Raw genomic sequence first — 10631 nt, forward strand, 5'->3', positions numbered from 1 at the left:
GATGCCGAGCTGGCCGATCTTGCTCGAGTAGAAGCCGGCGCCCTGCGGCCCGAAGTTCGTGGTCGAGTTGATCTGGTTCTCGCGATAGACGCCTTCCAGCTCGACGCGCGGACCGATGAAGTCGTAGCCGATCACGCCGCCGGCGGCCCAGCCGGTCTGGGTCGTGATCGGAACGTTCTGGAACTGCGTGCCCGCGGTGTTGACCGTGGTGTTCAGCAGCCAGCTCAGGCCGCCTTCCGCACCGACATAGAAGCCGGGCGTCGGCGTCTGGGCGACGGCCACGAGCGGAAGCAAGGTGATCGAAGCTGCAAGAGCTATTCTCCCCTTCATGGCGGTTCTCCTTCGAGTTCACGGGATGTTGGCCGCACCCCGTCGCTGCACAAAGACTTCATGGTGACGCGGCGAGGCCGGCCGCTCCCGGGAGCCGGCGGCTCGCGCTCCTGGCCCACTAACTAGCTGTCCCGGGCGCGCCTGTCATTGATTTTAGTCAAAATCCGGCGCGGGCGCTTGTTCATCGCGTGCGCACGTAGCCCCTGGCTTCCATGCACGAGCCGAAGAAATGGCTCTCGGCGACCGCACGATCGGTATCGAGGTGCTGCTGCGACATCATCACGGCGGCGCCGGCGGCGTAGGGAGAGGCGAAGCCCGGATAGAGGCGCGCGGCCTGGCGCTGCGCCTCGGCGCGGCAATCGGAGGTGTCCCTGGCGCTGACCGCGCTGTCCGAGCCGGGCTTGCTCCATTGCACGGGCCCGGCGCAGGCGCAGGGAGCAAGGCACGCCAGGAGAAGAAGCGTCGAGTCGAACGGTGCGCGTGCCATGACGACGACCCTGGACGGAGAGCGTGCACGCTGTCGAGGCAAGAGTACTCGCGGCACGCCTCGGCGTGCCTTGACCAAAATCAACGACAGCCGGACGCCGGCGCCGACAATGGCCCCATGAGCCTGCTTCTGGTTGTCCGCGGCCTCGCCGGCCTTGGCTACGCGGCGAACAGGACGAGCGGCCTGGCGATCAGCCGCGCGTGGGCGCGAACCGGGGCGGCGGGGTCACTCGAGGCTGGCGGCTTCATGACGATCGCCAACACGGGGGCCGAAGCGGATCGCCTTGCTGCCGCGCGAAGCGCCATCGCACGCGAGGTTCAGATCCAGGGCATCAAGGTCGTCGGTTCGCAGACCCGCATGCGTCGTCTCGACAACGGCCTCGGCCTGCCCGCCGGGACGACGATCGAGCTCAGGCCGCATGGCTATCACCTGCTGCTGCAGGGGCTGGAGAGAGCGCTCGTGCCGGGCGAGAAGGTGCCGGTCACGCTGGGCTTCGAAAGAGCCGGCAGCCGCGAGATCGAGTTGATGGTGAAGGCCTACGGGCCGGTCGGCAGCGATGTTCTCGGTTCAGCCGCCGAAGCGGTCACGGCCGGGCAGCCGTCTCCAGCCACGCATGGGCCGACGGCTCGTCGCGAAAGATCCTGATCGGCTGCCGCTCCGATCCCTCGTCGGCAAAGCCTTGCGCTATTCCCTCGAGCACACGGTTGTGGCCGACGACGACCGCGATCGCGCCGGACCGGCCCGCCGCCGCGCGCCATGCCGCGAGTCCGGCCACTGTTTCGTCGCCCGCCGGCGCGACACATAGAGTGACCCGGCGGATGTCGACGAGCTTCGCATAGGCCCGGGCGCCATGGTCGTCGATCAGCTGAACGGCCTGCGAGATGTCGGCGGAAAAGAGGATCCCGTCCGCGACAATCGTCGCCAGGCGATCGGCATGGGAGAAGGTGGTTCGTATCGGCACTGCGAGGCAATGGAGCAGACGTGCGGAGCCGGCCCGCAGTGGGTAAGGAGACGCGGGCCGGCACCCGAACGAACGATCACCACGGTCTGCTGCCGCGAATTTTTTGTCGGTTCGCCCGCCGGGCGGGAATGCATGTATCGATTGGCCGTGCCGCTCGCCTTGACCCTGTTCGTCAACATCTTGACCTTTGGCGTCAAAATCGCCGGCACGAAACATCCCCCGACTCATATTCCTCTCCCCCTTGGGGGAGGTCAGGAGAGGGGGTGTGATGGCGCGTGCGGAACGCCGCCCCCTCTCCCCACCTCTCCCCCTTCGGGGGCGAGGAGCATGAAGGGCGAGGCTCCTGACTCATGTTCCTCTCCCCCTTGGGGGAGAGGTTAGGAGAGGGGGTGTGATGGCGCGACCGGAACGTCGCCCCCTCTCCCCGCCTCTCCCCCTTCGGGGGCGAGGAGCATGAGGGGCGAGGAGCAGGAGGGGGGTCATTGCGGCAGGGCCGCGGTCGCGTACAGGCCCTGCAATACCGGGGACGGCTGAACCATCGGCCCGAACGCCGCCGAGAAGATCTTCACGATCTCGCCGGAGCGGTAGATGCGGCTCAACTCGCGGTCGACGGCAAGGCGGAAATCCTCGTCGCCACGACGCAGGCCGAGGGCATAGGGCTCGATGCTGAGGTAGGCATCGGCGAGCAGCAGGCCATTCTCCGCCTTCGCCTTCATCAGGAGGAAGGTGAGGATGCCGCGATCGCCGAAATAGGCGGCGATGTCGCCCCTGGCCACGCCGTCGAAGCCCTCCTGGTGGGTCTTCGCCAGGACGACCTCGGTGTTGAGCCGCGCCGCCGCCAGCGTCCGCCGGAGGTCGCCTTCCGTGGTCGTGCCGGCGAGCACGCCGACCTTCCTGCCGTCGAGGCTCTTGACGTCCTTCGGGCCGCTCGGCTGGATGACGAAGCTCGCGCCGTCGACGAAAGTCGCGATCGAGAAGCTGATCGTCTCGCGCCGCTTCAGGGTCTGGGTCGTGGCCTCGCACAAGAGATCGGCCTTGTTGTCCGTTATCGCGTCGAAGCGAGTGACCGACGTGACGGGCACATAGAGCTTGTTGAGGGCGGCGAGCCCGAGCTGCCTGGCGAGCCCGTCCGCCACCGCGCGGCAGATATCGACGATGAAGCCCGCCGGCGCGGCGGCGTCGTCGGTCTTGTAGGAAAAAGGCGGCGCGTCCTCGCGATAGGCAATCCTCAAGGCGCCGTTGGCGCGGACCTCGTCGAGGGTGCCGGCGAGAACGCTGCCCTGCCAGAGAGTCCCCAGGGCCAGCATCGTCGTGCCCGCAAGCTTCTTGATCGCCATCGTTGTCGCCCTCCCGACGTCGCTCGGCCAGCGTATCGGCGCAGCCGACCAGTCTCCTTGACATTCGTCAAGGCGCCGCGCGCCCGCCCGATGGCGAAGCGGGTCAAGCGCCGGACAGCCGGGCCAGTCGTGCCGGGTCGTGGATCAGGATCTTGTCCTCGTCGAGGTCGAGGATCCCGCGCTTCTTCAGCTTCGAGAAAGCGCGGCTCACGGTCTCCAGCCTGAGCCCGAGATACTCGGCGATGTCGTGCCGGGTCATCGGCAGAAGGAGAGGCCGCGTCTGGAACGCGTGCTCGCTGTAGGCGCTGCCGAGCCTGCAGAGAAAATCGGCGACGCTCTCGGCCGAGCTCAGCTGCCCGATCGCGGCCATGTGCTCGCTGGTCTGCCGGAGCTTCTCGGTGAGGGCTGTCCTGATCTCGTCGGCGACGTCACGATGCTGGGCGGCGAAGGCATCGAACCGCCGGCGATTGAGCGAGCAGGTCCCGACTTCGGTTATGGCCTCGCCATCGAATGAATACTTGCCGTCCTTGACGATGAACCCGCAAATCTCGCCGGCGAGGAAGAAGCCGAGGATCTGCCGCCGTCCGTCGGCGAACGGTCTGGAAACGGCGACGATGCCCGACGTTATCTTGAAGAGGGTGGTCGCAGGATCGCCCGCACGATAGAGGAACTGCCGTCGCTTCCAGCTCTGCTGAACGCCGAGCTCGAACAGTTGCTTCTGCCGTTCGTATTCGAGCGGCTTGCAGACGTTGTAGGCCTTGACCGGACAGTCGAGGCACGGCAGCGGCCTGGCGCGCCGAGCGTCGGATGCGAGCCTGGAGCTCGGAACGAATGCAGATCCGTTGGCGGTCGCCATGTCGCCCCCCCGGGCTGCGAGAGAGCGACCTTACTCTTCCCCGTACGGTCTCGCACACAATTTGCAGTGACTACGACCCATGCACCATATGTAGTGGTTGCCGGAGGCGATTTCACCAGCTGAGGGAGACGCCCACGTCGCCGCGCAGGCCGCCGGCCCGGTCGATGACCTCGTACTTGATATGGTAGCCGCGCGGTTTGAGCTGCCGCTCCCAGAAGTCGTAAAGCTCCTTGGGAATGCCGGTCAGCGTCCGTTCCCACCCGGCCTCGTGCTGGTCGATCGCACGGCCGTCGTCGGTGCAGAGGTGGTTGGGGAAGCGAAAGACCTGGACCGATGTCAGCCCGTTCTCGACCGCGCGATTGATGATGTGTGCGGCCTTCTCCAGGACCTGCTCGTCGGTCAGGCCGGACGGCTTGGTGATCCGGTCGAGGAAGGCGCGCTTCTCCGCCTCGGCGGCCGCCTGCGCCTTGGCCATCGCCGACGCTCTCTCGCCTTCCACCTTCGCGATCTTGACCCGCTGATCCTTGGCCGTCGGCAACGCTTGCATGATGAACCTCCTTGCGATGGAGAGATTGCCCGCACGTCTGCGCCGGCTTGCGTCTCAATACCGTTGATCGACGAACCTGCGGCCCTTCAACGAAGCCATGTCGTCGTACTTCCTCTTCTCCGAGCGGTTGGGGAGCTCGACCTTCTTCTGCTCCACCCGCTTGTAGGGGATGCGCGACAGGATATGCGAAATGCAGTTCAGCCGGGCGCGCTTCTTGTCGTTCGAATCGACGAGGTACCAGGGCGCATGCTCGCTGTCGGTGTATTCGAGCATGAGGTCGCGCGCCTTGGAAAAATCGTACCATCGCTTGAACGATTCGAGATCCATCGGGCTCAGCTTCCATTGCCGGATCGGATCGTCGATCCGCGCGTGGAAGCGCCGCTCCTGCTCTTCCTGGCCGACTTCAAGCCAGATCTTGATGAGGTTTATGCCGTTGTCGATGATGAACTTCTCCACGATCGGGCAAAGCAGCAGGAACCGTTGATGCTGCTCGGGAGTGCAGAAGCCCATGACGTATTCCACGCCCGCCCGGTTGTACCAGCTCCGGTCGAAGATCACGACCTCTCCGCCCGCCGGGAAGTGCTCGATATATCGCTGCAGATAGAGTTGCGACTGCTCGCGGTCCGAGGGCGCCGGCAGCGCCACCACCCGGAAGACTCGCGGGCTGACACGATCGACGATGGTCTTGATCGTGCCGCCCTTTCCGGCGGCGTCCCGGCCTTCGAGAACGATGACGACGCGCTGCTTGTGCTCCTTGACCCAGGCCTGAAGACTGCACAGCTCCTCCTGGAGCTTGCGCAGTTCCTTTTCATAGGCCTTGCGGCCGAGCTTTTCGTTTCCGTCCTTCTTTGACATCGCCCCCCCTCTCGTCTCCGAGGCTCATGCCGGATGAGCCAAGCAAAGGCGGCTCGCGGCCGTCTGTCCATGATCAAAGTCAAACCCTGACCTCCGGCGCGCGGAAGAACCGGCCGCGGGTTGACTAAAGTCAAGGAGGGCGGCCGGGCAACGCGATACTCGTGTCTCCTGTCGGTTCGGGAGGAGTCCAATGCAGGCGCTGGCTTTCCTTTCGTTGCTGCTGTCCATCGCTTCCGTCGCCAGCGGGACATTGATGATGCTGGCCATGGCACCGGCATGGGCGGCGCAAGACCGGCCGCGCGGCTGATCCCGCGGGTCGCAAGCGGGGCCTGTGCAAAGCGTCCCTGGGAGGGGAAGAACATGCGTATGCGAACCATCAGTTTGATGCTTGCCCTGCTCGCCCTGACGGCGGGCTGTGACCGGCCGATGAGCAGCGGGCAGAAGGGCGCGGCCGTGGGCGCCGCCGCCGGCACGGGCATCGGCCTCGTGACGGGCGGCAGCTTCGGCCAGGTCGTGGGCGCCGGCCTGATCGGCGGCGCCGTCGGCTATCTCGGCGGCAGCGCCATCGGTGACGAGTAGGACGGGGGCCTGCCATGATGCGGAAAATTCTTGCGATGACGGTGGCGCTGGCCGCGCTTCCGGTCTCGACCTACGCCCAGAGCGGCCGGCTCTCGTTCGATCAGGCGGCCTACGTCTCCTGCCGCGAGGCGCAGGCGATGTCGCCCGACGCGCGCCGGCAGGTCGCCGTGTTCCTCGCCGAGCACGCCGCGCGCCATCGCGGCGTCGTCCTTCCGACCGACGATCGCGGCGGGCAGCTCGCGGCGCTGGTGCGCGGCGGCTGTACGCTGGCGCCCGATGCCTACCTCTTCACGGTGATCGACCGGGCGATCGTGGCCGAGCAGGATAAGCTGCCGAAGCGGTAAATACCGGGTGTTCCGTCGATGAACGGTCAACAGACGCACCCCGGCGCAATCGATCACCTGCCGGTCTTCGTCACGGCGCCCGGCCAGACCGACGTCCTGTTCGTCGTGACCGTCGTCCTGCTGCTCGGCATCGTGCTCGGCATCGGCCTCCTCTATTTGCACCTCCATGCGCTGCCCGAGCGGGTGGCGCACCGCACCAACAAGGTGCAGATGGAGATCGTGGCGATCCTCGCCCTGCTGGCGCTGTTCACCCACGAGCACCTGTTCTGGATCGCCGCCCTGTTGTTGGCCTTCGTCCAGTTGCCGGACTTCTCGACGCCGGTCGCGTCGATGGCCGAGTCGCTGGAAAAGCTTTCCCGTCGCGAGGATGGGCTCAGCGAGAAGCCGGTGGAAGATCGGCGGCGCGGCGAGGCCGAAGTCGATCGGCACCCCGAGGAGGAGGCAGGACAGGGCGCAGCGGTGCGCGAAGCGGTCGCCGCGAGCCGGCCGCTCGCCGACAAGGTGACGACGCAGGGATGAGCGACGATCGAGCGGCTAATCCACTCGATGGTCACGATCCTCCGCCGTCCCGGAGCGCAACCGACTCTGATTGACTCATTTCCTCCCCGGCCGAGCTGGGGAGGTGGCCCGTGTCGCGCGTGCCTGCACGCGCTTTGCCGGAGGGGTCAAAGGGCATCGACTCGCACCTCATGCTCCTCGCCCCCGCGAGGGGGAGAGGCGGGGAGAGGGGGCGAAGCCCCGCTCGCTGCACCATCGCAACCCCCTCTCCTAACCTCTCCCCCGAAGGGGGAGAGGAACATGATCGCGGCACTCCTCTTCCTCTTCTCCCCCTTGGGGGAGAGGTTGCGCGAGGGGGAAAGACGGGCATCGCCCCTCTCCCCGCGTCTCTCCCCATCGCTCCGCGATGGGGCGGCACGCAATGGCCAGCGTGAGCGCGACAACGGGCGTCACGACGGCCTTCAGGCGAATTGCTGTGCCGGACGCCGATAGACCGGCTTGCCGGCGACGAAGGTCGCCAGCACCGCCCGGTCGTCGGCCATGGTCATCTGGATGAACAGCCTCTCCTCGAGGTCGGTCGCCCGCTTCATGCGGAAATCGATGATCGGCGTCGAGGCGAGATCGAGAACGGTGACGTCGGCCTCCATGCCGACGCCGATGCTGCCGATCCTGTCCTCGAGATAGAGGGCGTGCGCGGTGCCGCGGGTGGCGAGATAGAAGGCGTGACCGGCCGACAGCGCGTGGCCGTTGAGCTGCGCCGCCTTGTAGGCCTCGTTCATGGTCTGCAGGATCGAGAACGAGGTGCCGGCGCCGAGATCGGTCGCCAGCCCGACGCGCACCGGCCGCTCCTTCTTCATGGCGTTGTGGACGTCGAGGTAGCCGCTGCCGAGGAAGAAGTTGGAGGTCGGGCAGTGCGCGATCGCCGTCCCGGTCTCGTGGCAGCGCTTCAGCTCGTCCTCGGTCAGCCAGATGCCGTGGCCGTGGATCACGCGCCGGCCCAGGAGGCCGAACCGGTCGTAGACGTCGAGATAGCCCTTGCTCTCGGGGAACAGCTCCCGGACCCAGGCGACCTCGCCGCGATTTTCCGAGACGTGCGACTGCACGAAGCAGTCGGGATGCTCCTTCTTGAGCGCACCGGTGGCCTCGAGCTGGTCGGGCGTGCTGGTTGCCGCGAAGCGCGGCGTGATCGCATAGAGCATGCGGCCGCGCCCGTGCCACTTCTCGATCAGCTTCTTCGAATCGTCGTAGCCCTGTTTCGTCGTGTCGAGCAGCGCCTCGGGTGCGTTGCGGTTCATCAACACCTTGCCGGCGATCATGCGCATGCCGTACTTCCCGGCCTGCTCGAAGAAGGCGTCGACCGACTGCGGATGGACGGTGCAGTAGACCGACGCCGAGGTGACGCCGTTGCGCACGCATTCCTTCAGGAAGACGTCCGCCACCTCGGCGCTGTATCGGGCGTCCTTGTAGCGCTGCTCGGCGACGAAGGTGTACGTGTTCAGCCAGTCGATGAGCTGCTTGCCGCAGGCGCCGATGATCTCGGTCTGCGGATAGTGGACGTGGCAGTCGATGAATCCCGCCATGATCAGGCTGTCCGGGCCGAAGCGCTCGACCGCCGTACCCTTCGGCAACTGCGGCAGCACCCGATCGGCCGGCCCGAAATGCGTGATCCTGCCGTCGGCCATCGCCACCACGGCATCGGACTCGTGGACCATCGTGTCCTCGAGCCCCGACCGGAACGGATCGCCGGTGTATGTCAGGACCGGCCCGCGAAGGACCCGCATCGCTTCAGGCATGTTTCGCCTCCCTCGACAGGGATCGTTCGCCCGGTCGGGTTGCCAGAATTCCGGCGGCTCAACTTGACTTTAGTCAACCTCCCGGACCAGCGGGCATCTTAAGGTAATGCCCGCGAGTCGGGGGAGTCGGCAGGCGAAAGGTCGGGCCGACCCAGGCGACGGCCGGGATGCCGACGACGTTCGACGATGCCGGCCGCACGCTCGAGCAATGCTGCACCCGCAAGCAGGCGCACCGGCGATGCCGTGCCGGCGGCACGATTGACATGAGTCAAAGTTCTCAAGCCGACACGGGTTACCGTTTGATGGCTTTGGCGAGGGGCGCTGGCGCCTCCGAGCGTAGGCGTCACCCGGTTCCGAACAACGATCGATGGAGAGAGGACCATGTTGAGAACGTTAGTGCTCGCGGCCGGAGCGATGCTCCTGCTGGGCGCCTGCGAGCAGAACCAGCCGACCGCGGCCGCGCCGGCGCCCACCGCCATGTCGCTGGCGCCCACCGCCGCGCCGCAGACCTATGCCGTGTTCTTCGATACCGGCCGTTCCACGCTCTCGGCCCAGTCGATGAACACGATCCGCCAGGCCGCCGGCATGTACAAGACCGGCGGCGGCGGCGTCACGCTGACCGGCCATACCGACACGACGGGCGGCCAGGACGAGAACATGCAGCTCTCGCAGCGTCGCGTGGAGAGCGTCAGGGGCGCCCTGGTGCGCGAAGGCGTGCCGGATGGTGCGATCACGACCTCGGCCACCGGCGAAACGAGCCTGCCGGTGCAGACGGCCGACAATGTGAGCGAGCAGCGCAACCGCAGCGTCGTGATCTCCTTCGCCGCGATGCGCCAGATGAGCGATGCCGACTACTGCGCGGCGTTGAGCGCCAGGTACCGGCAATACCGCACCTCGCAGATCGACGAGGAGGCGGCGCGCGCGATGGGCGAGTGCACGACCAATCCGGCGGCCGCCATTCCGATCCTGGTGAAGAACCTGACCGACGCGAAGATCCCGCTGCCGCAACGCGCGTAGCGGCGCTGCGCGACCGGTGGCCGGCCCGCATGGCCGGCCACCCTCGCCATCTGTCATACTTGCCGGCGATGGACTCCGCCGGTGCCGCGACCCTCTATCTGCTCTGCGGGAAGATCGCCGCCGGGAAGTCGACCCTGGCGCGGCGGCTGGCGGCGCGGCCGGCGACGCTGCTGATCGCCGAGGATCACTGGACCTCGACCCTGTTCGCCGACCAGTTGAAGACGATCGAGGACTATGCGCGCCTCTCGGCGCGGCTGCGCGCGGCGATGGCGCCGCACGTCGTCGCGATCCTGCGCCAGGGCCTGTCGGTGGTGCTCGATTTCCCGGCCAACACCGTCGCCAACCGCGCCTGGATGCGGGCGCTGATCGCCGAGGCGGGGGCGGCGCACGAGCTTCATCTGCTCGACGTTCCGGACGCGGTCTGCCGTCAGCGGCTGCGCGAGCGCAATGCCGGCGGCGAGCACCCGTTCCAGGTGAGCGACGCGGACTACGAGCTCTTCACGCGCCATTTCGTGCCGCCGCGGCGCGACGAGGGCTTCAACGTCGTCGTCCACGCCGCCTGATCGGGCGGCAGAAGTCGACATCGCCGCGCCTCCCTGTCGCGCAGCGACGGGGAGGTGCCCGCGCAGCGGGCGGAGGGGTCGTGACTCGACGACGAGCGAAGACGACCCCTCCGGCCCTCCGGGCCACCTCCCCGGCTTTGCCGGGGAGGAAATGATTTCGAGCAGAGTGGCTTGCGCCTCTAGGACGGCGGCTGGCAGTAGGCGTCGATGATCCATTCGGCGACGCCCGCCACGAGGGTCGCCGGATCGGGAAACATGGCGGCGTGCACGCTCTGCCCGGCGTCCGGCGAGGGGCTTTCGATGCTGCAGAAGTCGCGCAGGGCGGCGGCCTCGATGTGAGCGCCGGCGCGCTCGGCCTTCAGGTCCTCGAACTGGTTGCGGGCGACGGAGAGCACCGTCGCGCCCATCAGGAGGCCGACAAGGAGCCGATGCAAGCGCACCTCCCGGTGAAAGAGGACACGGGA

The 10631-nt window shown here is 67.1% G+C and carries 14 protein-coding genes and 1 pseudogene; 6 read left to right on the plus strand and 9 right to left on the minus strand.

The features are described 5' to 3' along the window. Positions 1 to 330: pseudogene (locus tag VH499_RS06015) on the minus strand (hypothetical protein); the annotation flags it as partial. A 181-nt stretch (positions 331 to 511) separates the two neighbouring features. Continuing rightward, positions 512 to 817, minus strand: a complete 306-nt coding sequence (locus VH499_RS06020) for a hypothetical protein (RefSeq protein WP_332051792.1) — start codon at positions 815 to 817, stop codon at positions 512 to 514. A gap of 117 nt (positions 818 to 934) precedes the next feature. Between VH499_RS06020 and VH499_RS06025 the strand changes: the two genes are divergently transcribed. Continuing rightward, a complete protein-coding gene (locus VH499_RS06025; protein ID WP_332051793.1) occupies positions 935 to 1462 on the plus strand; it encodes a copper chaperone PCu(A)C in 528 nt (175 codons plus the stop codon). Here VH499_RS06025 and VH499_RS06030 read toward each other — a convergent pair. The 5 genes from VH499_RS06030 to ppk2 form a co-directional block, all read right to left on the minus strand. Further along, positions 1401 to 1778 carry a hypothetical protein gene (locus tag VH499_RS06030; protein WP_332051794.1) on the minus strand — a complete coding sequence of 126 codons (378 nt, stop codon included), beginning with the start codon at positions 1776 to 1778 and terminating at the stop codon, positions 1401 to 1403. The two genes, VH499_RS06025 and VH499_RS06030, sit on opposite strands and share 62 nt — an antisense overlap. 479 nt (positions 1779 to 2257) lie before the next feature. Further along, positions 2258 to 3115, minus strand: coding sequence for an amino acid ABC transporter substrate-binding protein (locus VH499_RS06035; protein WP_332051795.1), 858 nt, complete (start codon positions 3113 to 3115; stop codon positions 2258 to 2260). A 103-nt stretch (positions 3116 to 3218) separates the two neighbouring features. Further along, positions 3219 to 3971 carry a Crp/Fnr family transcriptional regulator gene (locus tag VH499_RS06040; protein ID WP_332051796.1) on the minus strand — a complete coding sequence of 251 codons (753 nt, stop codon included), beginning with the start codon at positions 3969 to 3971 and terminating at the stop codon, positions 3219 to 3221. Between the two features lie 112 nt (positions 3972 to 4083). Beyond that, positions 4084 to 4518, minus strand: a complete 435-nt coding sequence (locus VH499_RS06045; protein ID WP_332051797.1) for a hypothetical protein — start codon at positions 4516 to 4518, stop codon at positions 4084 to 4086. A gap of 54 nt (positions 4519 to 4572) precedes the next feature. Next, complete coding sequence (gene ppk2, locus VH499_RS06050; RefSeq protein ID WP_332051798.1) at positions 4573 to 5373, minus strand: polyphosphate kinase 2; 801 nt, start codon at positions 5371 to 5373, stop codon at positions 4573 to 4575. A 366-nt stretch (positions 5374 to 5739) separates the two neighbouring features. Here ppk2 and VH499_RS06055 point away from each other — a divergent pair, with 366 nt between their 5' ends. The 3 genes from VH499_RS06055 to VH499_RS06065 are packed head-to-tail and all read left to right on the plus strand — an operon-like array spanning position 5740 to position 6815. Then, entirely contained in the window at positions 5740 to 5952 is a 213-nt protein-coding gene (locus tag VH499_RS06055) for a hypothetical protein (protein ID WP_332051799.1), read from the plus strand. A gap of 14 nt (positions 5953 to 5966) precedes the next feature. Then, positions 5967 to 6296, plus strand: a complete 330-nt coding sequence (locus tag VH499_RS06060; protein ID WP_332051800.1) for a hypothetical protein — start codon at positions 5967 to 5969, stop codon at positions 6294 to 6296. 18 nt (positions 6297 to 6314) lie between these two features. Further along, positions 6315 to 6815 carry a hypothetical protein gene (locus VH499_RS06065; protein ID WP_332051801.1) on the plus strand — a complete coding sequence of 167 codons (501 nt, stop codon included), beginning with the start codon at positions 6315 to 6317 and terminating at the stop codon, positions 6813 to 6815. Positions 6816 to 7255: 440 nt separating this feature from the next. Here VH499_RS06065 and guaD read toward each other — a convergent pair whose 3' ends face one another. Next, positions 7256 to 8587 (minus strand): guanine deaminase, encoded by a 1332-nt coding sequence (gene guaD / locus VH499_RS06070; protein WP_332051802.1) that lies wholly within the window; start codon positions 8585 to 8587, stop codon positions 7256 to 7258. A 381-nt stretch (positions 8588 to 8968) separates the two neighbouring features. Between guaD and VH499_RS06075 the strand changes: the two genes are divergently transcribed. Next, a complete protein-coding gene (locus tag VH499_RS06075; RefSeq protein ID WP_332051803.1) occupies positions 8969 to 9604 on the plus strand; it encodes an OmpA family protein in 636 nt (211 codons plus the stop codon). Between the two features lie 68 nt (positions 9605 to 9672). After that, positions 9673 to 10167, plus strand: coding sequence for an ATP-binding protein (locus tag VH499_RS06080; RefSeq protein WP_332051804.1), 495 nt, complete (start codon positions 9673 to 9675; stop codon positions 10165 to 10167). Between the two features lie 179 nt (positions 10168 to 10346). Here VH499_RS06080 and VH499_RS06085 read toward each other — a convergent pair. Continuing rightward, a partial coding sequence (locus VH499_RS06085; protein WP_332051805.1) for a hypothetical protein occupies positions 10347 to 10631 on the minus strand: 285 nt, incomplete at its 5' end.

The organism is Reyranella sp. (assembly GCF_036558665.1).
Classification (GTDB): domain Bacteria; phylum Pseudomonadota; class Alphaproteobacteria; order Reyranellales; family Reyranellaceae; genus Reyranella.